The organism is Methylobacterium phyllosphaerae, from assembly GCF_001936175.1.
Taxonomy (GTDB): Bacteria; Pseudomonadota; Alphaproteobacteria; order Rhizobiales; family Beijerinckiaceae; genus Methylobacterium; species Methylobacterium fujisawaense.
This window is the reverse complement of sequence record NZ_CP015367.1, coordinates 648,996-673,658: the sequence shown is the minus strand read 5'-3', so window position 1 is coordinate 673,658 and position 24,663 is coordinate 648,996. Positions and strand designations below refer to the sequence as shown.

Below are 24,663 nucleotides of genomic sequence, written 5' to 3'. Positions count from 1 at the left end.
TCGGCACCTCAGGATGAGGGCGTGGCTGGGAATCCCGCAACACTGAACGCTGTGCCTCACGCCGCGAACCGCCGCGCCTCCGCCCGGCGCAGGGCCGGCTCCTCGGCGCCGACCCATTCCGTCCGGTGCCGCGGCAGGGCCTCCGGGTGCTCGGCCTGGAGCCACGTGATCATCGCCTCGCGGACCACGCAGCGCAGGTCCCAGGCCTGGGGCGCGTTGCGGGCGCTCACCAGCATCCGGATCTCGATCGTCGATTCCTTCGCGTCCGAGACCTGGAGGTTCACGACCTTGCCGTCCCACAGGGGCGTGGCCCTGGCGATCTCGGCGAGCTTCTCGCGCATCGCCGCGACGGGCGCCCGGTGGTCGACGTAGACGAACACGCTGCCGATCAGCGAGGCGCCGTCGCGGGTCCAGTTCTGAAACGGCTTCTGGATGAAGTAGGTCAGCGGCAGGACCAGCCGGCGCCAGTCCCAGAGGCGGACCACCACGTAGGTGGCGGTGATCTCCTCCACCCAGCCCCACTCGTTCTCGACGATGATCGCGTCCTCGATCCGGATCGGCTGGGTGATGGCGATCTGGATGCCGGCCACGAGGTTCGACAGGACCGGCTGCATGGCCAGCCCGAGGACGAGGCCCGCCGCGCCCGCCGAGGCCAGCAGGCTGACCCCGTACTGGCGCACTGGCTCGAAGGTCATCAGCGCCACCGAGAGGGTGATCAGCGCCACCAGCGTCACGCCGGCCCGCTCCAGGATGCGCATCTGGGTGAAGTGCTTGCGCGCCAGCAGGTTGTCCTCGGCGTCGAGCTTGAACCGTCGGAGGTAGATGACAGTGGCGATGTGGAGCGCGGTGGCGCAGCACCAGCCGGTCAGCGTCACGAAGGCCACCAGCAGGATCTGGTTGAGGGCGATCCGCACCTCCCAGGACAGATGCACCGTGGTCGAGGCGAGGCTGATCGCCACCACGATCAGGCCGAGGCGGCTCGGCCCGCGGGTACGCGAGACCAGCGAGCGCCAGAACAGGCTCTTGCCCGCGACCGCCCGCTTCATCGCCCGGTAGACGACACCGTGCAGGGGCATCACCACGGCGCAGCAGGCGACGATGAGGATCAGGCTCTCGGCCCACCACGGCAGGTAGGCCAGCGCGCGGGCTGCGGAGCCGGCGAGCGCGTCGAGGTCCGGCATCGGGCATCGCTCCACGGGTTCCGAATGGGACCTGTGGGAATGGACGGGCGATTATGGGGGTTCCGCGACGCACCATGTGCCCGCCGCAACGCAGCGGCCCGGCCCGGCGGGTTGCGCCGTCGCGTCCGAGGCGGGTCCGGACGAGGGCTTCAGCACCGACGTCCTCGCCAGCGCAGTGCTCGAACGCCGCCCGTCCTACTTCGCCGTCCCGACCGTCACGCTGCCCGAGGCGGTCCGGCCGAACCGGGCGGGCCGGTACATGTCCTCCACGGTGGCGCCCGGATGGACGTAGGTCCCGGGGGAGACCACCCGCACCGTGTAGGCCACGGTGAAGAAGGCCGACTGGCTCGGGTCGCGGTCGTAGGCCGCCACGAACCGGTCGTCCCGGAACTCGGTGTGGACCGGCTGCACGTCGGACTTGGCGAAGGCGAGCCCCTGGAGCGCGTCGGCGTCCAGCAGCTTCGGATTGTCGATCTCCAGCCCCGCCGGCAGCGGATCGACCAGCAGGAGCCGCGCCGCCTCCGCCTTGGCCTCCGTGACCTTGAGCACCACCACGAGCCGGTCGTTCTGGCGCAGGCCGCTCGCCGGATCGATGGTGCTGCCGTCGAGGCGGCGGAAGCTGCGCTCGATCGTGTAGCCCTGCTGCGCCGCCGGCTCCGGTACCAGGGGGCTGCCGTTGACGGTCACGGCCACCTGCACAGGCGCGCGGCCGGTATTGGTGAGCTGAACGCCCCGGTCGGCCAGGGCCGCCTCCCGGTAGACCCGGGCCAGCATTCCGGTCTGCGGGGCGCCGTCCACGGTGAACGACAGGGCGCCCGCCTCGTTCGACAGGCTCTCGGCGGCGAGCACCATCCAGGCATTCTCCTGCGTGCTCGTCGACCGCTCGGCCTGCTGCTCCTCGCCGAGCACGGAAGCGGCGGGGCCCAGCGCCCCCTGTGCCAGCCCGCTCTCGGCGGCGAGCGTGATCAGCCCGGCCCCGTCGCGCAGGCGGGAGCCGTAATCGGCGCGATAGACTCCCTTGTCGCGGTCGGCGCGCAGCAGGGCGAGCGCCGAGTCCATCGTCTTGGCGGCCCGTCCGCGGTCGCCCAGCAGAGCCAGGGCGGCGGCGAGCTGCGCCCGCCCGAGGGCGGAGGAGAAGTCGCCGATCTTGGTGTCGGCGAGGTAGCGCAGGTCGCCCATCACCGGCCGGCCGTTCCGGGCGAGCACGTAGGCCGCGTAGGCGAGGTCGGCGCCGCCGTTGCGCACCTCGGTGGCGTTGGCCACGGCGTTGCGCAGGTAGTCCAACGCCTGGGCGAAGGCCTTCTGCGGCACCGCGAAGCCGCGCTCCCGGGCGCGGGTGAGGAAGTCGGTCACGTAGGCGTCGAGCCAGAGGTCGCTCGATCCCTGCGCCGACCACAGGCCGAAATCGCCGCTCGAATCCTGGCGGGCGAGCAGGCGCTCGATCGATTCGCGCACCCGATCGTCGGCGCCGTTGTCGAGGGCGAGCTTCTCCAGGGCCGCGAGCTTGTTGACGTAGAGCAGCGGCATCGCCCGGCTCACCACCTGCTCGGAGCAGCCGTAGGGGTAGCGGTCGAGAGCCCGGAGCAGCGCCGCCACATCGACCCCCGGCAAGGCCGTGGCCGAGAGCGAAACGCTGCCGGTCCCCGGCTGCAGGTCGGCGAGGAGGTCCGACGTCAGCGTCAGCCCCGCCCCGGGGGCGAGGCTGCGCACCGAGCGGCGCAGCAGCGCGCCGGTCCCCGGCGAGATCCCCAGGGCGAAGCTCTGGTTCAGGGTGGACGGGAGCCCGGGCCCCGACAAAGCGAGGTCGAGGCGGGCCGTGCCCGGTCCTGCGGCCGTGAGCGGGATCGCGAACTGGCCCTTGGTCCCGGCCTCCAGCCGCAGCGTCTGGCGCAGCGCGCTGGCGCCGACCACGACCGGTCCGGTCGGGCTCAGGTCGACCGTGTACTCGCCCCCCTGCCCCTCGACATTGTCGAGGGCCACGAACAGGCGCGAGCGGTCGCCGGTGTCGAGGAAGCGCGGCAGCGTGGCGCTGAGCACGACCGGGTCGCGGATGATCACGTCGGCCTGGGCCTGCCCGACCCGGTCGCCGCTCCAGGCGGTGACCATGACGCGGCCGGTGCCGTTGAAGGCCGGGATCGGGAAGGTGACGCTGGCCGCGCCGTCCGGCCCCACGGTCACGACGCCGGAATAGAGCGCCAGCGGCGCCTGGGTCGGCGGGGAATCGGCGAGCTCGCCGCCGCCCGCGTCGCCGCCGGAGCGGATCGCCCCGGCCGAGCCCTGCATGCCGTCGATCAGGTAGCCGTAGAGATCGCGGACCTCCGGCCCGAGCGCCTTCTGGCCGAGGAAGTACTGGGTCGGATCCGGCGCCGCGTAGCGGGTCAGGTTGAGGATGCCGACATCGACGAGGGCCACGGTGATCCGCGCCGGCGCGCCGGATTTCAGGCCCGTGAGCTGGACCGGTAGGGTCAGGTCCTGGCGCGGGCGCGCCCGCTCCGGCGCCTTCAGGGCGACCCCGAGGCTGCGCCGCTCCCGGTCCACCGAGAACCACGCCAGACCCAGTGCCCGGCCCGGAAGGCGCTTGGCCGCTTGGTCGAGGGGCCGGTAGGCGGTGGCCACCAGGTAGGCGCCGGCGCCCCACTCGGCCTTCACCGGGATGCTGACCGTGGTGCCGCCCTCCGGCACGCTGACCTCCAGGGTCTGGTGCACGCGGTCGCTGACGACCATCAGGCTGGCCTGACCCTTGAACGTCGGGCTGAGCTTGGCCCGCAGCGTGTCGCCGGCCGCGTAGGCGGCCTTGTCGAGGGTCAGGTCGAGGAGGTCGGGCGACTCCGCGGTCTCGGAGCCGCCCCAGCCCACCTCGAAGCCGAGGCTTGCGGTCGCCTCCGGGGCACCCGCGGCCGAGACCTCCAGCCGATAGCGGCCGAGGCCGACCGGCGCCTCGATCCGGCTCGGACCGGCGGCCGTGAGGTCGACGGTGCCGCTGGCGACGCGCCGGGCGGACTTGACCGCCTCGAACGACCAGCGCCCGTCCGCCCGATACCACTGGTAGGAGGAATCGATCCGCGACAGGGTCCAGCTCACGCCCGGCCGGGCGAGGAGCGCCCCGTCGGGGCGCGCGAACACCACGTCGAAGCCCGCGACCCCGCCCTCTTTCAGGTCGGTGAAGCCCTTGCGCAGGGCGAGGACCGGGCCGGCCGGGAGGATCGGCAGGGTCAGGCTGCGCGACAGGGCCCGGCCGCCGGGCTCGCCGACCGCCAGCGTGATCTTCGCCTCCAGGGCGCGCGGGGCCGCGACCTGCGGCACCGGCACCGTGACGGTGGCGCCGCCCTGCGCGTTCGTGGTGCCGTGATCCTGCAGTTCCTGCGTCGCCGGCTCCACGGCCTCGTCGTCGAGACCGATGGCGTAGGCCTCGAGCCCCTTGATGCCGCTGGTGGCGGCCGCCTGCACGGTCACGCTGCCCGACACGTCGAGGTCCGCCCCCGGGGCGCCGTAGAGGTAGCGGGCGGCGACATCGACCTGCGCGGCCTCGCCCCGGTTCAGGGCCGCCTGCCGGGCCTTGAGGGTCACCTCCAGCCGCTCGGGGACGTAATCCTCCACGAGGAAGCTGGTCTCGCCGATCGCGGGCGCCTTCGGGTCCGTGTAGGCAGAAACCCGCCACGTCCCGTGCATCGCCCCCGACAGGAGCGGCAGCGGCAGGGCGCGGCCGCCGAGCCCCTGGTCGGGCACCGAGACGCGCCGGTACTCGACGCCGTCCGGCCGCTTGACCACCAGGGTCAGCGGCAGGTCCGGCACGGCGGCGCCGCGGGGATCGCGCAGCAGGGCGGTGAGCTGGACGGTCTCGCCCGTGCGGTAGACCCCGCGCTCCGGGAACAGGTAGGCGTCGAGGCCGCCGGTCTCGAGCCGCCCCTTCACGCCGCGGTCGGTAAGGTCGAAGGCGCCGAGGTTGAGGTCGAGGAAGCCGTAATCGCCGCCGGCCTGCGCCACCACGAGGCTCGGCGCCAGGCCGCCCTCCCCGCGGGCGAGACCCGGATCGAAGGCGACATGCCCCTGTGCGTCCGTGGTCCGCGTGCCCAGCACCTCGTTGTTGCGGGCGATCAGCCGGATCTCGGCGCCCGCCATCACCTGCGCGGAGGCCAGCGAGCGCAGGACCACGGTAACCCCGTCCCGGCCCTTGGTGGCGGTGAGTCCCAGGTCGGAGACCACGAACCACTGGGTCGCCTGCGTATCGTATTCCTCGTCGGAGGCGGCCGTGCCCGAGGGGCGGGCCAGCATCACGTAGAGGCCGGGCTCCAGCTTGCCCACGGCCTGCAGCACCGGGAAGGCGGTGACGGCCTCCTGATTGATCTCGGCCTTGGCGGTGTCGAGGGTGCCCTTCCAGACGCGCTGGCCCTTCTCGGAGGCGATCGTCCGGGCGGTCGAGCCGCTGAGCTGGCCCAGGAAGTCCTCCGACCGCAGGGTCGGCAGCAGGCTGCGGTCGCCGATGCGCAGCACCTCGACGTCGAGCTTGAGCGCGTTCACCGAGACGAGGGGCACGCCCGCCTGCCCGGTCCGGGGCAGGACGTAGTTGCGCCCGGTGAAGCGCACCTGCGGGGCGCGGTCGCGGACGTAGATCTCGTAATCGGCGGCCTTGAGCAGGCTCTCGCCGACGGCCGACGGCAGGCCGGGGCGGACCACGATGGCGTAGCGGCCGCCATGCTTGAGCCCGTCGACGCAGACCTGGGAGCCCTCCCCGGTCACCGCGGCCGCGCTGCTGCCCGAGACGGCGACGAAGGGGGCGTAGTCGGTCTTGGGCTTGATCGCCTCCGAGAAGGTGAAGCAGGCCCGCGGGGCGGCCGCGTCGGAATCGACCTTGTAGTCGAGGATGCGGAAGCCGTGCTGCGCCCGCAGGGTCTCGTAGGTCTCCCGGACCGGACCGGTCTCGGCCAGGGCGAGGCTCGCCGCGTAGGCGTCCAGCGCCGGGCGCCAGGATTCCTGCTCGGCCTCTGCCGACCCCAGGGCCGCCAGCGACGCCGCGGCGTCGGCGGCCGTGCCGGCGCGCTCGTAGGCGCGGTAGGCGGCGGCCGTCACCCGACCGCGCAGGCGCGACCGGCCCTGATAGTCGTTGTCCTCGAGCGCGCCCAGGGCCGCCGCGGCCCCGCGGGCATAGGCCTGCCAGTTGCGCGCGTCGGCCGGGTCGGCCGCCACCGCGGCGGCGAGCGGCGCCACCGCCTCGTCCGGCTTGTCGGCGGTGAGCAGGGCCAGCCCGGCGGCGCGGGACTGGCCGGCCGGCCGCAGTGGTCCGCCGGCTTCCGCCTTCAGCGCGGTCTCCAGGCGGACCGCCGCGCTGGCGAGGTCCGCCCGGACGAAGCTCTTCGCGAACGACGCCGATGCGGCCGACACCGGCCGTGCGGTCGTGCGGGCCGCCGGCGCGGTCTGGGCGAGGGCCGGCCCCGCGATCCATCCGAGGAGCGCCAGGGCACCCGCGAGCTGTCCGAGCCGCGCCATCAGCCTGTTCCCCAGCCTGGTTCCCGCCTGCCGCGCCCCCGATGATTCGCTTCGGGTTCGCTCATGCGGGAGCCTAGCACCGGAGGCGCGCGCCGCAACGCGTCGCCCCTCTGGCGGGCGCCGTCCGGGGCGCAGCGCGGCGGCGCTCAGAACGCCTTCAGAACCTGCTCGGTATGCTCGACGGCCACCGGTCCGGCGAAGCAGTGGGAGACCAGGGCGCGATACTCCTGCCAGGGCTGCGAGCCGGTGAAGTCCTTGGTGTGGGCCTCCAGCGTGTCCCAGTGGATCAGCAGCCGGTAGCGCTGCGGATGCTCGACGGAGCGCCGCACCTCGAAGGCCCGGCAGCCCTTGGCCGCCTTGAAGATCGCCGAGGCTTCGGTGATGCCTGCCTCGAACTCGGCCTCCATGCCGGGCTTGATCTCGATCTGCGCGATCTCGAGGATCATGGTCTGATGTCCTTGTCTCAGGTGCGGAGGGCGCGGCCGAGCTTGGCCGCCAGGAAGCGATGCGGGCTTGAAGAGGGGGCGGCCTGCGCCGAGACCGGCAGATAGACGGTCTGCTCCAGCATGGAACGGCCGCCCATGGCCCCGTGCATCACGAGGTCCGAGAAAGTGCCCCAGGTCTCGCCGGGTTGAAAGTCCACGTCGGCCTGAGAGGTCTCGTCCCGCTTCAGTGCGTCGTGCAGGTGCGGCATCAGGTGGTCGTATTCCGAGCGCTTGGCCTTGGTAACGCGCAGGGCCGCGAGCAGCCGCGCCTTGAGCGGCGCGTAGCCCGGCAGCCGCGGCATAAGCCCCTCCGCCATCGACCTGAAATCCTCGCCGATCCGCCAGCGGCGCGGCTCGCCCGCCGCCCCCGCCTCCGGCGCCCGGACGAGGAAGCCGGGCGCCTCGCCGGAGGCGATCCTGCGGATCGGGGTGATCATCGTCGGCGGACTGACGGCCGTCCTGACCCCCGGCCCCGGGCGCCGAGCCGCCGGGGGAGGCCAGGGCCGCGCATTTCCGGTGGATGACACCCGCCGTCCACCGACACGGTGCGGCCCCCCTCGCCCCTCGGCTTGCGCAACCGCTTCGTTCCCGGCACGTTCCCCCGCGAGTAACCGGCCCGAGAGCCCGGCGGAGGTTGGCGCCGATGGCGACGTTGAAGGAATTCGAAGAGGCCCTGCGCGAGCACGGCATGAACATGGCGTTGGCGCTTCTGGAGCGCCTGCGCGAGCGCGACCGCGCGACCCGCACGGTGAAGCCCGCCCGGCGACTGACGGGTCAGAAGATGACCCCGGAGCTCGCCCGGGCGATCCTCGACCTGCACGCCACGACCGGCATGACCCAGCAGGAGATCGCCTTCAAGGTCGGGGTCAACCAGGGCCGCGTGAACGAGGTGATCAAGCGCGGCAAGTGGCTGACCGACGATCCCACGGCCCCGGAGGCCGTGGCCCGCGACAAGGCGGTCGCCCGGATGCGCGGCGACCCGAAGCCCAAGAAGCCGCCCGTTGCCCGCGCCGCCTCCGCGCGGGCCAAGGAGCGCAAGGCCGCGCCGCCGAAGGCGCGCAACCAGGGTCAGCTGGCGCTGGGGGATCTGTAGGGACGGGGCCGAAGGGTTCGTTGCTCCCGACAGGTCCCCTCATCCTGAGGTGACCGCGAAGCGGACCCGAAGGCGGGCTCCAGGGATCGCGCGGCTGGCTGGACGTCTCCTTCGAGGCGGCCGCTGCGCGCCCGCACCTCAGGATGAGGAGGGATGGCTGGATGACGGCCTCGCGCCGCGCCGGCCCCTCACCCGGCCGGCGCGAAATGGCCCCGGTAGCGCGCCCCGATCACCTCCACCGGCAGCGTCACGAACACGTCCGTCGTGCCGAACTGGTGGTCGATCACCGCGCCGTCGCCGAAGGTCGCGCCGAGGCGCAGGTAGCCCTTGATCAGCGGCGGCAGGGCGTGAAGCGCGGCCTTCGTGTCCACGGCCTCCTTCGGCATCCGGTCCATCGCCACGGCACGCTTCGGCAGTGCCCGGGCCCGCCAGCCCTCCGGTGCGCGGGCATGGTGGTGCAGGAAGGCGAGCGGCAGGGCCAGCCGGTCCGGATCGGTGCCCTCCAGGCTGGCGCAGCCGATCAGCGCGTCGATCTTATGGTGCAGGACGTAGGCGTAGATCCCCTGCCAGAGCAGCTCGACGGTGCGCTTGCTCCGGTACGGCTTGAGCACGCAGGAACGGCCGAGTTCCAGGAGCCGCCGATGCCCCTGGGCGGCCAGCAGCGGCGCGAGGTCGTACTCGCTCTCGGAATAGAAGCCGGTATGCCGCTCGGCCACCGCGCCGCGCAGCAACCGGTAGGTGCCGACGACCTTCGGACGCGGCTCGACGAAGGGCTTCTTCCGCTTCGGGGCGGCATGGTCGAGGACGAGGAGGTGATCGCAGACCGCGTCGTAGCTGTCGACGTCGCGCCGGGACAGGGCGGCGAGCCCGGAGGGCACCGCCGACATCTCCTCGTAGAAGACCTTGTAGCGCAGCCGCTGCGCCCGCCGGATCTCGGATTTCCGCGTCGCCAGCCGCACCTCCAGGCTGCCGATGCGGCCGAGGCTGCGCCCCTCGAACGGCTCCGGCAGGCGGATAGCCCGCTCGGCCGAGAGGAGATCGGCGATTCCGTTCGCCCCCTCGACGCCCGGGAGCGGCATCGACCGGCGGCGCAGCTTCGCGATCGGCGCGCCGACTCCCCATTGCACGCCCTTGTGCCAGCCGGCTCCGAGCGCGCTGTAGGCTCCGCGGGCGAGATTGGCGACCATGGTCGGGTTCACTCCGGGTGCGCGTCCGTGCACCGTCGAATCCGACACAGAGCACGAAGGGCACACGCCATTATGACAGCCCGCGCAAGAAAGCGCCCCGGCCGGGGCCGGGGCGCTCCATCAACCTGACGGTTCCGCGCGGGCGCGGGATCAGGCGGCCTGCGGGACCGCGTCCTTGCGGACATCGCCCTCGATCACCGGGGCGCTCGGGCGCGCCGCCGTGGCGATCTCGATGCGGCGGGGCTTCTTCGCCTCCGGAACCTCGCGGACGAGGTCGATGTGGAGGAGGCCGTTCTCGAGCGCCGCACCCGTCACCTGGACGTGGTCGGCGAGCTGGAACCGGCGCTCGAAGGCGCGGGCCGCGATGCCCTGGTGCAGGAACTCCGCCCTGCCCTCGGCCTTGCGCTCGCCCTTCAGCGTGAGGGCGTTCTCCCGCACCTCGATCGACAGGTCGGACTCGGTGAAGCCGGCGACCGCGACGGTGATGCGGTAGGCATTCTCGCCGGTCCGCTCGATGTTGTAAGGCGGATAGGTCGGGGCCGCCTCGGCGCTCGCGAACTGGTCGAGGGCGGAGAACAGGCGGTCGAAGCCGACGGTGGAACGGTACAGGGGAGCGAGATCGAACTGACGCATGACATATCCTCGTGTGAGCAACATGCAATTCCGGTCCGCCCGATGGGCCGGACCCGTCTTTCGTGCCGCCTGACGGCCGGCACAGACGAGATATCGGAGGGGGAAAATCGCCCTTCAAGACCCCGGGCGATGGCAGGAATCGCAATTTTTTCGCTACGGTCCGCGGGTGCAGCGGGCGGTGCACGGACGCGCTGAGGTGAGGCCAGTGAGACGCTTCGACGGTGGTACCGGGCGCGAGCCGCCGCTCCTGACCCTGCGCAGCACGCCCGACAATCCGGTCCCGCCGGGCGGCACGCTGATCGCGGTCGGCACGCGCGACGATTGCACCCTGCGGGCGGCCTACTGGCAGACGACGGCGCGCACCTGCCGGGGTACGGTCTGCCTGCTCCAGGGCCGGGCCGAGTTCATCGAGAAGTACTACGAGACGATCCACGAGCTGCGGGCGCGGGGCTTCGCGGTCGTCGCCTTCGACTGGCGCGGCCAGGGCGAGTCGGACCGGCGGGTGGACAATCCCCACAAGGGCCACGTCGCCCGGTTCGACGATTACCGCCTCGACCTGCGGGCCGTGGCCGAGACCGTCCTGGTGCCCCTGATGCCCGAGCCCCATGTCGGCCTCGCGCATTCCATGGGCGGATGCGTCGCTCTCCTGGGCGCCCTGGACGGCTGGCTGCCGTTCCGGCGGCTGGTGACCGTGGCCCCGATGCTGTCAATCCGGATGATCCGCTGGCCGGCCGGCGCCGCGCTGCTGTCGCAGGGCCTGCACCGTCTGGGCCTCGGGAGCCGGTACATCCCGCTCGGCAAGCCGGTCTCGATCGCCACCAACCCCTTCGCCGGCAACAGGCTGTCGCGGGATCCGGTCCGCTACGCCCGCAATGCCGCGGCGGCCCGGGAGGTCGGCGCCGGCGCGGTCGGCGATCCGACGATCGCGTGGCTCGCCGAGGCGTTCCGCGCGATGGCGCGCCTGCGCGACCCGCGGGCGGCGCCGCGGATCACGCTGCCGACCCTGATCGTCGCGGCGGGGGCCGACCCGGTTTGCGGCACGCCGGACACCGAGCGCTTCGCGGCCCGTTTGAAGGCCGGCCATATCCTGGTCCTGCCGGATTCCCGGCACGAGATCCTCACCGAGCGGGACGCGATCCGGCAGGATTTCTGGGCGGCCTTCGAGGCCTTCGTGCCGGGCTCGCCCCTGCCGAGCCACGCCGAGGTCGAGGCGCACGCCGTCGCGGTGCCGGTCGCCTGAGGCGTCAGCCGGCCAGATCCGGGTCGATGTCCCGCGGGCGCACGAACCGCTCCAGGCGTCCCCGGCCCGGCGCGACCTCGGCCCAGAGGTCGCCCGCGAAGTCGATCACCGCGTAGGCCGCGGTCGGGAATTCCAGGGCGAGGCGGTCCCGCGCCGCCCGCGGCCCCGCCCCCGCCAGCCCCGCCGCGAGGTCGCCGAGTCCCGGATTGTGGCCGACGACGATCACCGTGCCGGCGGTGTCGGGCGCCTCCCGGATCACCGCGAGGATCCGCTGCGCCGGCGCCTCGTAGATCTCGGGCCGCCAGCGCGTCTCGGGATTGCCGAGCGTGGCCGCCATCGTCTCCCAGGTCTCGCGCGTCCGTGCAGCGGTCGAGACCAGGGCGAGATCCGGGCAGAGGCCTTCCCGCGCGAGGTGGGCGCCCACCGCCGGGGCCGCCCGCCGGCCGCGGGCATTGAGCGGGCGCTCGTGGTCCGCCACGCCCGGCGGACGGTCGGACTTCGCGTGCCGCAACAGGATCAGCCTGCGCATGAGCGAACCTCTGATGCGAATCTCTGGGCCGATCCCGGGGCTTCGAGCCACCGGATTCCTGGCGCCCATCTCCCCATCCGGTTAGCCGAAAGCGCCGCGTGCGGGAACCTCGGTTTTCCCCGCCCCGTTCCGAAGGCAGGCCGTCCGCGCACGGCACGGCATGGCACGGCGTGGCAGGGCATGCGGCGCGACGGTCTCCGACCAGGAGTCTGCCCGACCAGGAGTCTGCCCGATGGACCGATCCCACCGCGTCACCGAGATCTTGTCGTGGTACGGGGCCGACAGCCCCGGGACGCTCGCCAACCTCGCCCGGATGCTGGAGCACGGAAAGCTCGGCGGCACCGGCAAGATGCTGATCCTGCCGGTGGACCAGGGTTTCGAGCACGGCCCCGCCCGCAGCTTCGGCCCGAATCCGCCAGCCTACGACCCGCTGTACCATTTCGAGTTGGCCCTGGCGGCGGGGTGCAACGCCTACGCGGCGCCGCTCGGCTTCCTGGAGGCGGGGGCGCGGGACTATGCGGGGCGCATCCCCTTGATCCTCAAGCTCAATGACCACGACCTCCTGGCCGACGAGGACGATCCCGAGCAGGCGATCACCGGCTCGGTGGCGGACGCCCTGCGGCTCGGCGCCTGCGCCGTCGGCTTCACGATCTATCCGGGCTCCGCCCACCGCAACGCCATGTACGGCCAGATTCGGGCGATCGCCGAAGAGGCCAAGAGCGTCGGGCTCGCCGTGGTGATCTGGTCCTACGCCCGCGGCTCGGCCCTGTCGAAGGCGGGCGAGACCGCCATCGACGTCATCGGCTACGCGGCGCAGATCGCCGCGCAGCTCGGCGCGCACATCATAAAGGTGAAGCTGCCCACCGCCCATATCGAGCAGCCGGCGGCCAAGAAGGTCTACGAAGCCACCGGCATCCCGATCGGCACCGCGGCCGAGCGCGTCCGCCACGTGGTGCAATGCGCCTTCAACGGCCGGCGGATCGTGATCTTCTCCGGCGGTGCCCACGCCGAGGAGGCTCCCTTCCTCGACGAGATCCGCGCCATCCAGGCGGGCGGCGGCTTCGGATCGATCGTGGGCCGCAACGCCTTCCAGCGCTCGAAGGCGGACGCCCTGTCGCTGCTCGGCACGATCACCGACATCTACGCGGGCGTCTGAGCTTGGCCCGCGCCGTCAGCCGCCGTCGCGGGCCAGCCGGGCGAGTCCGTCGCGGGTCGGCCCGGCCGGCCTCCAGCCGAGGGCCGCGAGGCCGTCGGCGCGGGCGACGAGCCCCTCGGCGACGCGGGCGAACTGCGCGTCCCGGCCGGTCAGCCGGCAGGCCAGCTTGATGAGCCCGGCCGGCACCGGGACGAGGCCCGGGCCGCGGCCGAGGCCGTGGCGGAGGGACGCGATCATCTCGGGCAGGCTGAGCGGATCCGGGTCGGCCGCGATGAGGGCGCGGTTCAGCGGGCCGGGCGCCGCCAGCGCCGCGTCCACGGCGCCCGACAGGCTCTCCAGGGAGATCAGCGAGCGCCGCGCCGCGAGGCCTCCCAGCGGCAGCGGATAGGGGCTGCGCGCCAGCCGCAGCAGGGCGGCCATGTTGCCCTTCACGCCCGCCCCGTAGACGAGGACCGGGCGCAGGGCGACCCAGTCCAGCCCGATCTCGGCGAGCGCCCGCTCGGCCTCCAGCTTGGAGCGGCCGTAGGCGTCGGTGGGCCGGGGCGGATCGCCCTCCCCGACCACGCCCGGTGCGCTCGCCCCGACCTGGGCGCGGATCGAGGACAGGAACACGAAGCGGCGCACCTTCGCACGCGCCGCCGCCTCCGCGAGCTTGCGCGTCGCCTCGGTGTTGAGCGTCCGGTAATCGTCCTCCGGGGCGCCCGACGGCGTCGGGCCGAGGTTGGCGTGGGCGAGGCCCGCCGAGTGCACCACCGCGTCGACGCCGCTGAGGGCCGCCGCCATGTTGATCGGGCGCGTCAGGTCGCCGACCACCGCGCTCGCGGCGCCCTCCGGCACGCTCGTCGGCCGGCGCAGCAGCACGCGGACCCGGTAGCCGCGCGCGGTGAGGTCGGCGAGCAGATGGCGGCCGATGAAGCCGGTCGCCCCGGTGAGCGCGATGAGTCCGGTCACGGCTGAGCGGCACCTTCGGCTGGGGCCGGCGCCGGGGCGCGGGCGAAGCGGCGGAGCAGGGCGGCGACCAGGGCGAGCCCGGCTGCCAGGGCGGCGAGCGTGACCGGCCAGGACGGCCAAAGCAAGGTCGCGGCGGCGAGCGCCGCCAGGGCGAGATTGGCCGCAAACACCCGGCCCACCACGCCGGGGACGCTGAGCCCGTTGACGGTGGCCCGCTGGTAATGGTGACCGCGATGGGCTTCCCAGACCCGCTCGCCCCGCGCCGCCCGGGCGCCGAGGGTCAGGCTGGCATCGGCGAGATAGACGAGCGGCAGCAGCAGGGCCGCGGCGAGGCCGCCCGCCAGGGCCAGCTGGCACAGCAGCCAGGCGGTGACGAGCCCGATCGGCAGCGAGCCGACATCCCCGAGGAAGAGCTTTGCGACCGGCCGGTTGAACGGCGCGAAGCCGAGCACCGCCCCCAGGAGGCTCGCCGCAACCAGCGTCGGCAGCGGCGGCAGGCGCCCGGCGAGGCCGAACAGCAGGAGCGCGCCCGCCACCGGGACGATCTCCGCCACCGTCATCCAGTCGAGCCCGTCCATGAAATTCGTCAGGTTGACGAACCACAGGCCCGCCAGCAGCGCGAGGCCGCGCTCCAGCCAGAGCGGCAGACCGGGCAGCAAGCGCCCGTCCACGTGCCAGACCAGCAGGCCGACCACCAGAGCCTGCACGGCGAGCCGCAGCGCGGCCGGCAGCGGCCGGATGTCGTCCACCGCACCGAGGAGCGCCAGGGCCAGGGCGCAGCCGGAAAGCCAGATCCAGTCCGGACGGCCCCCGATCTCCGGCGCCGCGATCAGCAGGCCCGAGATCGTGACGAACGCCGTGACCACGGCGATCCCGCCCCCCTGCGGGGTCGGCACGGTGTGGCTCGAGCGGGCATTCGGCCGGGCCAGGGCGTAGCGCTGCAGCAGCGGGCGCAGGCGCAGGATCAGGCCCGCCGAGAGGGCGGCGGCGAGGGGCACCGCCAGCAGCAGGATCGTGGGCAGGGCGGACGGCATTTCGGACGGCATGGCGCCGTCCTACGCGATCTGCCGCCCGACCGTCAGGGGGCGCCCTAGGCCGCCCGCACCGTGGCGAGGAAGCGCGCGACCTCGGCCCCCAGATGCTCAGACTGACGCGACATCTCGCTTGCGGCCCCGAGAACCTGGGCGGCGGCCGCACCGGTCTCTTCGGCGGAGTGGGCAAGGCTCGCGATCGTCCCGGTCACCGCGCCGGTGCCGACCGCGGCCTCGGCGACGTTGCGGACGATCTCCTGGGTGGCCGCACCCTGCTGCTCCACGGCTGCCGCGATGCTCGAGGCCACGTCGTCGATCTCGCGGATCCGTTGGCCGATCCCGTCGATCGCCGACGCGGCCTGCCCGGTGGAGGACTGGATCCGCCCGATCTGGCCGGTGATCTCCTCGGTGGCCCGGGCGGTCTGTTCGGCGAGCGCCTTCACCTCGGACGCCACCACCGCGAAGCCGCGTCCGGCGGTGCCGGCCCGGGCGGCCTCGATCGTGGCGTTGAGCGCCAGAAGGTTGGTCTGGGCGGCGATCCCGGAGATCAGCGCCACCACGTCGCCGACCTTCGCGGCCGCCGCGCTGAGATCGTGCACCAGCGCCACCGTGCTGGTCGACTCCGCGACGGCGACCCGCGCCAGTTCCGCCGAGCCGCTGACCTGACGGCCGATCTCCTGCACGGACGAGCCCAGTTCCTCGGCGGCCGCCGCGACGGTGTTGACGTTGGCGGCGGCCTCGCTGGCGGCGGCCGCGACGGTGCCGGACTGCCCGGCGGCATCCGACGCGCTACCGGTCAGCGACCGGGCGGTGGCCTCCAGCTCGGTGGCCGCCGCCGACACGCCGCCGACGATGCCGCCCACCGCCTGCTCGAAGGCGTCGGCCATGGCACGGGTCGCGGTCCGGCGCTGCGTCTCGGCATCCGCGCGGGCCAGCGCCGTCTCCGCCTCCAGGGCGCGCGAGCGGACGAGGTTGTCGCGGAACACCAGCACGGAGCCGGCCAGGGCTCCGATCTCGTCCCGCCGGCCCTGGCCCGGGATCCCCACTTCCGCGTCGCCCGCGGCGAGGCGCTGGATCGCCGCCGCGATCGCCCGCAGCGGCCGGCTGACGCCGCGCAGCACCAGCACCATGGCGCCCAGCGCGACGAACAGCGCGAGCGCGGCGAGCACCAGCATGTTCCGGTTGGCGGCCGCGTAGGTCGCCTCGATCCGCGCGCCGCTCGCCTGCGAGCCGGCGGCGTTCAGGTCGACCAGCCGGTCCCATTCGGCCAGAACCCCATTGATGCCGGTCGACATCGTGGTGTTGTAGATCCGCTGGCCACCGGCGACGTCGCCGGAGGCAGCCTTGTCCAGGGCTTCCGTCTGCAACGCCCTGTAGGCGTCCAGCTGGCGCCGGAGGGCCGCGTAGGCGTCGCGCTCAGCCTGCGTGAGCGGCTGCGCCTCGTAGCGGGCGAACTGAGCGGCGAGCTGTCCGTCGCGCTTGGCGATCGTGGCCGCGACCTCGGTCCGCAACTCCGGCGTGTCGGCGGTGATCAACCGCCCGCCGTTGACCCGCTGCCGCATGATGATGACGCCGATCCGGCCGAGCGCGTCGGTCGCCGGCACGCGCACGTCGCGGAGTTCCGCCGCGGTGGCGTTGACGCTGCGCAGTTCCGTCAGGGAGAGGCCGCTCGTCGCGGCGATCAGGACAGCCAGTGCGGCGAGGCAGAATCCGAGCTTGGCCGCGATCGAGATGCCAGGGCGCATGTCGCTTCTTCCTCGGTCCCGAAAGGGGGACCGAGGACATCATGATGCGGAAACGGTTAAACTTGTTTGAGATATGGCAGCTATTGATTCAACTTTAATGCCGCCGCGTCTCAGTAGACTTGAGCCTCCGCGCGCGGCTGGTCCGATGGGCCGTCCCGGCGCTCCAGACCCTTCTCCACGACCTTTGCGAGCCCGACCATGATCTGGTCGATGGCGTAGTCCTTGGGCGTGTAGACGGCGCGGACGCCCATGTTCTTGAGAACCAGCTCATCCTCGGGCGAGATGATGCCGCCGACCACCACCGGGATGTGGTCGAGCCCTGCCTCGCGCATCTTGGCACGGACCTCCCGCACCAGCGGCACGTGGGAGCCCGACAGGATCGACAGGCCGACCACGTGGGCACCGGTCTCCTTGGCCTTCGCGACGATCTCGGCCGGCGTCTGGCGGATGCCGTCATAGGTGACGTCGAAGCCGACATCCCGGGCGCGGAGCGCGATCTGCTCGGCGCCGTTGGAGTGCCCGTCGAGGCCGGGCTTGCCGACGACGAGCTTGGGCGTCTCGCCGAGGCGCTCGCCGAGATCGGCGATCAGGAGCTTGGCGTCCTCGGCCGCGCCGCTGGACACCGTCTCCAGGGTGACGCCGGTGGGCGCCCGGTACTCGCCGAAGACGTCCCGCAGGCGCGCGCCCCATTCGCCGGTGGTCACGCCGGCCTTCGCGGCCTCGATGGAGGGGGGCATGATGTTGGCGCCGGAGCGCGCCGCCTGCTCCAGGGCGTCGAGGGCCTGACCGACCGCGTTCGCGTCGCGGCGACCGCGCCATTCGCGGATGCGGGTCTGGGCCTCCATCTCCACGGTCTCGGAGACGGAGAAGATCGCCCCCTCCCCGGCGGTGAGCGGCGAGGGCTCGCCCTGCTGCCACTTGTTGACGCCGACCACGATCTGCTCGCCGGCCTCGATGGCCGAGATCCGCCGGGCGTTCGATTCGACCAGTGCGCGCTTGAGCGCCCCGGTTTCCACCGCGGCGACGGCGCCGCCGATGCCGCCGATCCGCTCCAGCTCGGCCCGGGTCTCGGCCTTCAGCGCCTCGACCTTGGCCTCGATCACGTGGCTGCCGTCGAAGATGTCGTCGTATTCCAGCAGGTCGGTCTCGAAGGCCAGGATCTGCTGCATCCGCATGGACCATTGCTGGTCCCAGGGGCGCGGCAGGCCGAGGGCCTCGTTCCAGGCCGGCAGCTGCACCGCGCGGGCGCGGGCGCGCTTGGAGAGCGTCACCGCCAGCATCTCGATGAGGATGCGGTGGACGTTGTTCTCCGGCTGCTGCTCGGTGAGCCCGAGGGAGTTCACCTGTACGCCGTAGCGGAAGATGCGCTTCTTCGGGTCGTCGATGCCGTAGCGCTCCTGGGCGATCTCGTCCCAGAGTTCCGAGAATGCCCGCATCTTGCAGATCTCGGTGACGAACCGGAGCCCTGCATTCACGAAGAACGAGATCCGTCCGAAGACGTCGGAGAAACTCGCGGCGTCGAATTCGGGATCGTCCCGCACGGTGTCGAGCACCGCGATGGCGATGGCCAGCGCGTAGGACAGCTCCTGGACCGGCGTCGCCCCCGCCTCCTGCAGGTGGTAGGAGCAGACGTTCATCGGGTTCCACTTCGGCACGTTCTTGGTCGTGAACAGGATCACGTCCTTGGTGAGCCGGAGGGACGGTGCGGGCGGGAACACGTAGGTCCCGCGCGACAGGTATTCCTTGATGATGTCGTTCTGGGTCGTGCCCTGGAGGGCGGCGAGCGGCGCCCCCTGCTCCTCGGCCACCGCGAGGTAGAGCGCCAGCAGCCACGGGGCCGTGGCGTTGATGGTCATCGAGGTGTTCATCTGGGCGAGCGGGATGTCCTGGAACAGGGTCCGCATGTCGCCGAGATGCGCGATCGAGACGCCGACCTTGCCGACCTCGCCGCGGGAGAGTTCGTGGTCGGGGTCGTAGCCGGTCTGGGTCGGCAGGTCGAAGGCCACCGACAGGCCGGTCTGGCCCTTGGCGAGGTTGCCCCGATAGAGCTTGTTGGACTCCGCCGCGGTCGAGTGCCCCGCATAGGTGCGGATGATCCAGGGCTTGTCGCGGCTCGACTTGTCGCTCTTGGTCTCGGCGACGCTCGCGCCCATTCCTCGCCTCCGTGTCATCTTTGTATCCGCGCTGGGCGCGGCCTTGCGGACACCGTAGCGAAGGCTTGGGCACGCGTCATCCGGGACGGAAGTGCAAGACGCCTCCCGCGGGCCTCCGCGGCCCATGAAAAAACTTGCCCGCCGGAACAGCGGGATTTGAAGGCGGCGACGCGGGATCTCCCCGCAGGACCCTGTCCCATCCGGTCACGGAGGGCATCCCGCGCCGATCCCGATCAGCATCGTCGCTGCTGGTATAAAGTCTACCTGAACTGTTCTTCGCAGGAGCGGCCTTTGGTCTGGCGCGAGAGAACGCGTCAGAACAATGACTTAGAGCTGGCGAGGCTTGCGGGGCGCCCGGGAGCAGCACAGGCCCGCGGTGGCGCCGCCGCGCAAGGTCTCGGGACCGGCGCCGTCATGGCGAGGGGCGAATAATACTTGGTCTGCCGGAAAGCCGATTTTGAATACGTGGCTGCCCGCCCTGTGCCGACGCCTTTTTCGTGTCGGAAACCATCGGGTTTCGACTTTCGGCCCACTTGGACGCCTCCGGCATCACCGCTATAGCGCGATGGAGAACCGCGGCCGTGAGAAACACGCGGGACGAGAGGAGAGCGAGATGGCGGCGAGCGCTGCGATCAGTCCGACGGGCGGGGAGGTCAAGGACCTCTACGAGATGGGTGAAATCCCGCCGCTGGGTCATGTGCCGGCCAAGATGTATGCCTGGGCGATCCGGCGCGAGCGGCACGGGCCGCCGGAACAGTCCCACCAGCTCGAAGTGCTGCCGGTCTGGGAGATCGGCGACGACGAGGTGCTGGTCTACGTCATGGCCGCGGGCGTGAACTACAACGGCGTCTGGGCCGGCCTCGGCGAGCCGATCTCGCCCTTCGACGTGCACAAGGGCGAGTACCACATCGCCGGTTCGGACGCCTCCGGCATCGTCTGGAAGGTCGGCGCCAAGGTGAAGCGCTGGAAGGTCGGCGACGAGGTCATCGTCCACTGCAACCAGGACGACGGCGACGACGAGGAGTGCAACGGCGGCGACCCGATGTTCTCGCCGACCCAGCGGATCTGGGGCTACGAGACCGGGGACGGCTCCTTCGCGCAGTTCTGCCGGGTGCAGTCGCGCCAGCTGATGCACCGGCCGAAGCACCTCACCTGGGAGGAGGCGGCCTGCTACACGCTCACGCTGGCCACCGCCTACCGCATGCTGTTCGGCCACGCGCCGCACACGGTCCGGCCGGGCCAGAACGTGCTGATCTGGGGCGCCTCGGGCGGTCTCGGCGTGTTCGGCGTGCAGCTCTGCGCGGCGTCGGGCGCCAACGCCATCGCGGTGATCTCGGACGAGTCGAAGCGCGACTACGTGATGAGCCTCGGCGCCAAGGGCGTCATCAACCGCAAGGACTTCGACTGCTGGGGGCAACTGCCGAAGGTGAACAGCCCCGAGTTCCACGCCTGGACCAAGGAGGCGCGGAAGTTCGGCAAGGCGATCTGGGACATCACCGGCAAGCAGGATGTCGACATCGTGTTCGAGCATCCCGGCGAGGCGACCTTCCCGGTCTCGGCGCTGGTGGTGAAGCGCGGCGGCATGGTGGTGTTCTGCGCCGGCACGACCGGCTTCAACATCACCTTCGACGCCCGCTACGTCTGGATGCGGCAGAAGCGCATCCAGGGCTCGCACTTCGCCCACCTCAAGCAGGCTTCGGCGGCGAACCAGTTCGTGCTCGACCAGCGGATCGACCCGTGCATGAGCGAGGTCTTCCCCTGGGACAAGATCCCCCAGGCCCACACCAAGATGTGGAAGAACCAGCACCCGCCGGGCAACATGGCCTGCCTCGTCAACTCCCCGCGCGCCGGCTTGCGCACGGTCGAGGACGTGATCGAGGCCGGCCCGCTGAAGCGGTAAGGCACTCCGTCGGGCCGGCCCGCCGCTCTCGCGCGGGGCCGGCCCGATCGGCTAAGCTCGCGGCGTCCCGCGCCGATTCGGCGACCGGTTCGGTGTGCCGGGACGCGCGCGGATGACGGGCCCACGAGATCCTGACAGGACCCGGCCACGATCCGAACCCGGGGTACGGCTGTGAACGACGACGAGGCCTACGTCTACGACGCGGCGACGGGCGAATGGCTCCCGCCCGGGTCCGCGGCCGCGCCCCCCGAGAAGGCGGCGGTCCGCGACGCGGCCGGCAACGCCCTCGCCGACGGCGATTCGGTCACGCTGATCAAGGATCTGAAGGTCAAGGGCGCGAACCAGACCCTCAAGCAGGGCACGGTCATCCGGTCGATCCGGCTCACGGACGATCCGCACGAGATCGATTGCCGCCACGACACCATCAAGGGCTTGGTCCTGCGCACCGAATTCGTGCGCAAGCGCTGAATGGACGGCCTTACCGGGTCGGTCGGCGGCTGCCGGTGAGGCCTGGATCCGGCGTCTGAGCCAGACGCCCCGCTATCGCCCGCCCGGACGAATCGCGGCGACGCCGCATTCCTGGGCCGGCCTCCGGCTACCGGCGGCGCGTCTCATCCTGCGGCAGGTGGCGGCCATAGACTTCCTGTTTCTCCGCGCGCTCCTGGATCAGGTCGGCATAGGCCTGCCGCATCTCCGGAGAGACGCTGATGCTCTTGCCCTTGGCGGCCTTGCGCTTGGGCGCCTTCTTGAAGGTGGTGTTCGTGTCGCTCATGCCGGGCTCCGCGTCGAACCGTGACGGCATCGCATGGCCGGACGACCGATCCGGGAATCCGGCCGCCGCCCAGGACCGGACATCTGCCCTTTAGCGCATCGTCGCCCCGGACGCACGGTGGCCGGAGACGGATTAGTCTGGCCTGCCGCTGCGGCCTCTGCCAGGATCGCGACGACGGGGGTCGGGGGGCGGCGATGGATTCGGGTGATGCGTCGCGGTGTCGGCTCCCGGGCGCCTCGCGCGGCCGCTCCCGGCGCGTGACACCGCTCGCGATCCTGATCGCCCTCGGCCTTGGGCCGGTTCAGGCTCAGGACCGGCCGGTCCCGGCCCGCACCGCGCCGAGGCCGGCGCCGGTTGCCGGGGCTCCGGCCGATCCCGCCTTCGAGGCGGCGAAGGCGACCTTCGAGGCCCTGCCGGAGGCCGACCGCAAGGCGGTCCAGGACGCCCTGGTCTGGACCGGCGACTTCAACGCCGTGGTGTCGGGAGCCTTCGGGCGCCGGACCTTCGAGGCGCTCCACGCCTACGGCGCCCGGACCGGGGGAGGCGATCCCCTCGATCCCCACGGCCGGTCCGCGCTGCTGGCCGCCGGTGCCGCCGCGCGGAACGCGGCGCGCTTCCGCGTCGCGGTCGATTCCGGGAGCGGCGCCCTGCTGGGGGTGCCGGAGCGCCTGCTGGCGAAGCGCACCGCCCTCCCTGCCGGAACCCGCTGGCAGAGCCAGGACGGGCGCGTGACCCTGGAATCCCGCACCTTCCCGCCCGGGACCGAGACCCTGGATTCCCTCTTCGAGAAGGCCACCGCGCCGCTCCCCGGCCGCAAGGTGACCTACAAGCTGCGGCGGCCGGACACCGTGGTGGTCACCGCCGAGACCGGGCCGGGATTGTCCTATATCCGCTATGCGTCCGGTCCGGAGGGAGTCCGCGGCTTCCTGTTCGGCTATGACCGCACCCTCGCGCCGGAGGTCGGCCGGCTCGTCATCGCCGTGGCGAATGCCTTCGTGCCGTTTCCGGACCCCGCCGCAGCGCCGGCCGCGCAGATGCCGGCAAGCCCCGGGACGCCAGCGGGGACCACCCGCGCCGCCGGCAATCCGGTGCCCCAGCCGCCGGCCCCCGCGCCCCTGAGGCCGGCGAGCCTGTCGTCCGCTCCGGCTTCGGGCGCCGGCCTCGTGGTGGCGCCAGGACGCGTGCTGACCGCCGCCGCCGTGCTGGATGGGTGCGCCCAGCCCCAGATCGGGTCGGCGCCGGCGCGTGTGCTCGCCACCGATCCGGCCGGCCTCGCGCTTCTCGAGGTACAAGGCGCCCCCGCCCCGTTCCGGCCCGCAATCCGGACCGAGTCCGTCGCCGGCGAGGACAACCTGATCGCCCTCGCGCCGAGTCCCGATGGGATCCTGGCCGCTCCCGGCGAGGCGCGCGGGGACGATGTGATCGCGGCGCTCCAGCCCGGCTCCGGCGGCGCGCCGGTGCTCGACCGCGCGGGCAGGCTCGTCGGCCTCGTGGCCCGCTATCCCTCGGCGCCGCGCCGCGTCGCCGGGGTGGTCCCGCCCGCGCGCCTGCCGCTGGTGCCGGCGCGGGCGGTGGCCGCCTTCCTGGCCGCGCAAGGTCTTCCCGCGGCTGCACCGCGGCCGGAGGGCGGACCGGCCGCGGCCGCGCCGGCGGTGGTGGCGATCACCTGCCGCTAGCCGGCGCGCTGCCGGGACGGCCGCCGGCCGCCTGACGGACCTGCGCCCGCCCGTTGGCCTGAGCGGACGGAGCGTCGGCAGGCCGGCGCGCGTCCGTCCAGGCGGAGAGGGCCGCCTTACAGCCGCCCGGTCGCCAGCAGGACGATCAGCACGATCAGGAGGATGCCGCCCAGGCCGAAGCCGGGTCCGCGATACGCACCGCCGCCGAGGAAGCCGCCGCCGCCGAAGGCCAGGATGATCAGGATGATGAGCAGAATGGTGACGAGGGACATCGGTCGCGTTCTCCGGACGGTCGCGCTGGTGCGAGCGTGACCGTTCAAACGCTGCGACATTCCGTTCCGTTCAACGCCAAGCTACGCTTTTATGCGGAAAAGTCCGGATGCGGTCCCCCGGCTCAGGCGTGCCAGTCCGGCAGGGGATCCTGCGGGGCGTCGAGCCAGCCCGGTACCGGCAGATTGCGCTCGGTGAGGAAGGCCGGGTTGAACAGCTTCGAGGCGTAACGGGCCGCCCCGTCGCACAGGATCGTCACGATGGTGTGGCCGGGCCCGAGTTCCCGGGCCAGCCGGATCGCCCCGGCGACGTTGATGCCCGACGAGCCGCCCAGCGACAGCCCCTCCTCCCGCATCAGCCCGAAGACGATGTCGAGGGCTTCGCGGTCCGGGATCCGGAAGGCGTGATCGGGGGTGAAGCCTTCGAGGTTCCGGGTGATGCGCCCCTGGCCGATCCCCTCGGTGATCGAACTGCCCTCGGCCTTCAGGGTCCCGGTCGTGTAATGCGCGTAGAGGGCCGAACCCTCCGGATCGGACAGCGCGATCCGCACTTGCGGGATGCGGGCGCGCAGGGCCTCCGCGGTGCCGGCCAGCGTGCCGCCGGTCCCGGCCGCGCAGACGAAGCCGTCGACCCGGCCGCCGGTTTGCGCCCAGATTTCCGGGCCGGTGCCCTCCACATGGGCCTGCCGGTTGGCGACGTTGTCGAACTGGTCGGCGAAGAAGGCGCCCGCCGGCTCGGTGGCGGCGAGCTTTTCGGCGAGCCTCCGGGCCACGTGGACGTAATTGTTCGGATTGGCGAAGGGCACGGCCGGGACTTCCACCAGCCGGGCACCCGCGAGCCGCAGGGTCTGCTTCTTCTCCTCGGACTGCGTGACCGGGATGACGATCAGGGTCCGATAGCCGCGCACGGAAGCCACCAGGGCGAGGCCGATGCCGGTATTGCCGGCGGTGCCCTCCACGATGGTGCCGCCCGGCCGGATCAGGCCCTTCGCCTCCGCGTCCCGCACGATGGAGAGCGCCGCGCGGTCCTTCACCGACAGGCCGGGATTGAGGAACTCGGCCTTGCCGTAGATGTCGCAGCCGGTCGCCTCGGAGGCCCGGCGCAGGCGGATCAGCGGTGTCTGGCCGATGGCGGCCAGGACATCGGGTGCGGGTTCGCGACTCGGTACGGTCATGGT

At 72.3% G+C, this 24,663-nt stretch carries 19 protein-coding genes and 1 pseudogene; 6 read left to right on the top strand and 14 right to left on the bottom strand.

Annotated elements, in window-relative coordinates:
* Positions 1-56: 56 nt before the first annotated feature.
* The 4 genes and pseudogenes from MCBMB27_RS03185 to MCBMB27_RS03170 form a co-directional block, all read right to left on the bottom strand.
* Entirely contained in the window at positions 57-1,181 is a 1,125-nt protein-coding gene (locus MCBMB27_RS03185) for a mechanosensitive ion channel family protein (RefSeq protein ID WP_075379830.1), read from the bottom strand.
* A 195-nt stretch (positions 1,182-1,376) separates the two neighbouring features.
* The gene (locus MCBMB27_RS03180) at positions 1,377-6,665 is read right to left on the bottom strand and encodes an alpha-2-macroglobulin family protein (RefSeq protein ID WP_075379829.1); all 5,289 of its coding nucleotides are present in this window, start codon (positions 6,663-6,665) and stop codon (positions 1,377-1,379) included.
* 146 nt (positions 6,666-6,811) lie between these two features.
* Entirely contained in the window at positions 6,812-7,111 is a 300-nt protein-coding gene (locus MCBMB27_RS03175) for an antibiotic biosynthesis monooxygenase family protein (RefSeq protein WP_043347845.1), read from the bottom strand.
* A 17-nt stretch (positions 7,112-7,128) separates the two neighbouring features.
* Positions 7,129-7,515, bottom strand: a pseudogene (locus MCBMB27_RS03170) (Kdo hydroxylase family protein); the annotation flags it as partial.
* A 278-nt stretch (positions 7,516-7,793) separates the two neighbouring features.
* Here MCBMB27_RS03170 and MCBMB27_RS03165 point away from each other — a divergent pair.
* Positions 7,794-8,243 (top strand): DNA-directed RNA polymerase sigma-70 factor, encoded by a 450-nt coding sequence (locus MCBMB27_RS03165; RefSeq protein ID WP_043347847.1) that lies wholly within the window; start codon positions 7,794-7,796, stop codon positions 8,241-8,243.
* 188 nt (positions 8,244-8,431) lie between these two features.
* On the opposite strand, the gene olsB is transcribed toward MCBMB27_RS03165, so the two are convergent.
* Both olsB and MCBMB27_RS03155 read right to left on the bottom strand, forming a co-directional pair.
* Positions 8,432-9,430 (bottom strand): l-ornithine N(alpha)-acyltransferase, encoded by a 999-nt coding sequence (gene olsB, locus MCBMB27_RS03160; protein WP_043347850.1) that lies wholly within the window; start codon positions 9,428-9,430, stop codon positions 8,432-8,434.
* A gap of 150 nt (positions 9,431-9,580) precedes the next feature.
* Positions 9,581-10,063, bottom strand: coding sequence for an Hsp20 family protein (locus tag MCBMB27_RS03155; RefSeq protein ID WP_043383498.1), 483 nt, complete (start codon positions 10,061-10,063; stop codon positions 9,581-9,583).
* A 205-nt stretch (positions 10,064-10,268) separates the two neighbouring features.
* Here MCBMB27_RS03155 and MCBMB27_RS03150 point away from each other — a divergent pair, with 205 nt between their 5' ends.
* Entirely contained in the window at positions 10,269-11,303 is a 1,035-nt protein-coding gene (locus tag MCBMB27_RS03150; RefSeq protein ID WP_051044692.1) for an alpha/beta fold hydrolase, read from the top strand.
* 4 nt (positions 11,304-11,307) lie between these two features.
* Here MCBMB27_RS03150 and MCBMB27_RS03145 read toward each other — a convergent pair whose 3' ends face one another.
* Positions 11,308-11,832, bottom strand: coding sequence for a SixA phosphatase family protein (locus MCBMB27_RS03145; protein WP_075379828.1), 525 nt, complete (start codon positions 11,830-11,832; stop codon positions 11,308-11,310).
* A gap of 232 nt (positions 11,833-12,064) precedes the next feature.
* On the opposite strand from MCBMB27_RS03145, the gene MCBMB27_RS03140 reads away from it, so the two are divergent.
* Complete coding sequence (locus MCBMB27_RS03140) at positions 12,065-12,988, top strand: class I fructose-bisphosphate aldolase (RefSeq protein ID WP_075379827.1); 924 nt, start codon at positions 12,065-12,067, stop codon at positions 12,986-12,988.
* Between the two features lie 15 nt (positions 12,989-13,003).
* Here the strand turns inward: MCBMB27_RS03140 and MCBMB27_RS03135 are convergent, their stop codons facing one another.
* The 4 genes from MCBMB27_RS03135 to MCBMB27_RS03120 all read right to left on the bottom strand — a co-directional run bounded on the left by MCBMB27_RS03135 (position 13,004) and on the right by MCBMB27_RS03120 (position 18,868).
* Positions 13,004-13,939 carry an NAD-dependent epimerase/dehydratase family protein gene (locus MCBMB27_RS03135; protein ID WP_075379826.1) on the bottom strand — a complete coding sequence of 312 codons (936 nt, stop codon included), beginning with the start codon at positions 13,937-13,939 and terminating at the stop codon, positions 13,004-13,006.
* Positions 13,936-14,973, bottom strand: coding sequence for an MraY family glycosyltransferase (locus MCBMB27_RS03130; RefSeq protein ID WP_043347861.1), 1,038 nt, complete (start codon positions 14,971-14,973; stop codon positions 13,936-13,938). Before MCBMB27_RS03130 ends, MCBMB27_RS03135 begins: the two co-directional genes overlap by 4 nt.
* A gap of 56 nt (positions 14,974-15,029) precedes the next feature.
* Positions 15,030-16,715 carry a methyl-accepting chemotaxis protein gene (locus tag MCBMB27_RS03125; RefSeq protein ID WP_075379825.1) on the bottom strand — a complete coding sequence of 562 codons (1,686 nt, stop codon included), beginning with the start codon at positions 16,713-16,715 and terminating at the stop codon, positions 15,030-15,032.
* Between the two features lie 110 nt (positions 16,716-16,825).
* Complete coding sequence (locus MCBMB27_RS03120; protein ID WP_075379824.1) at positions 16,826-18,868, bottom strand: protein meaA; 2,043 nt, start codon at positions 18,866-18,868, stop codon at positions 16,826-16,828.
* A 613-nt stretch (positions 18,869-19,481) separates the two neighbouring features.
* Between MCBMB27_RS03120 and ccrA the strand changes: the two genes are divergently transcribed.
* On the top strand, positions 19,482-20,768 hold the full coding sequence (gene ccrA / locus MCBMB27_RS03115; protein ID WP_043347875.1) for a crotonyl-CoA carboxylase/reductase: 1,287 nt from the start codon (positions 19,482-19,484) through the stop codon (positions 20,766-20,768).
* A 171-nt stretch (positions 20,769-20,939) separates the two neighbouring features.
* Entirely contained in the window at positions 20,940-21,236 is a 297-nt protein-coding gene (locus MCBMB27_RS03110) for an alkylphosphonate utilization protein (RefSeq protein WP_043347877.1), read from the top strand.
* Positions 21,237-21,363: 127 nt separating this feature from the next.
* On the opposite strand, the gene MCBMB27_RS30130 is transcribed toward MCBMB27_RS03110, so the two are convergent.
* Entirely contained in the window at positions 21,364-21,540 is a 177-nt protein-coding gene (locus tag MCBMB27_RS30130; protein WP_167380409.1) for a hypothetical protein, read from the bottom strand.
* Between the two features lie 194 nt (positions 21,541-21,734).
* Here MCBMB27_RS30130 and MCBMB27_RS03100 point away from each other — a divergent pair, with 194 nt between their 5' ends.
* Entirely contained in the window at positions 21,735-23,216 is a 1,482-nt protein-coding gene (locus MCBMB27_RS03100; protein ID WP_075379823.1) for a S1 family peptidase, read from the top strand.
* A 116-nt stretch (positions 23,217-23,332) separates the two neighbouring features.
* On the opposite strand, the gene MCBMB27_RS29025 is transcribed toward MCBMB27_RS03100, so the two are convergent.
* Both MCBMB27_RS29025 and MCBMB27_RS03095 read right to left on the bottom strand, forming a co-directional pair.
* On the bottom strand, positions 23,333-23,488 hold the full coding sequence (locus MCBMB27_RS29025; RefSeq protein WP_085987623.1) for a DUF3309 domain-containing protein: 156 nt from the start codon (positions 23,486-23,488) through the stop codon (positions 23,333-23,335).
* A 122-nt stretch (positions 23,489-23,610) separates the two neighbouring features.
* Entirely contained in the window at positions 23,611-24,660 is a 1,050-nt protein-coding gene (locus MCBMB27_RS03095) for a cysteine synthase A (RefSeq protein ID WP_075379822.1), read from the bottom strand.
* Between the last annotated feature and the right edge of the window lie 3 nt (positions 24,661-24,663).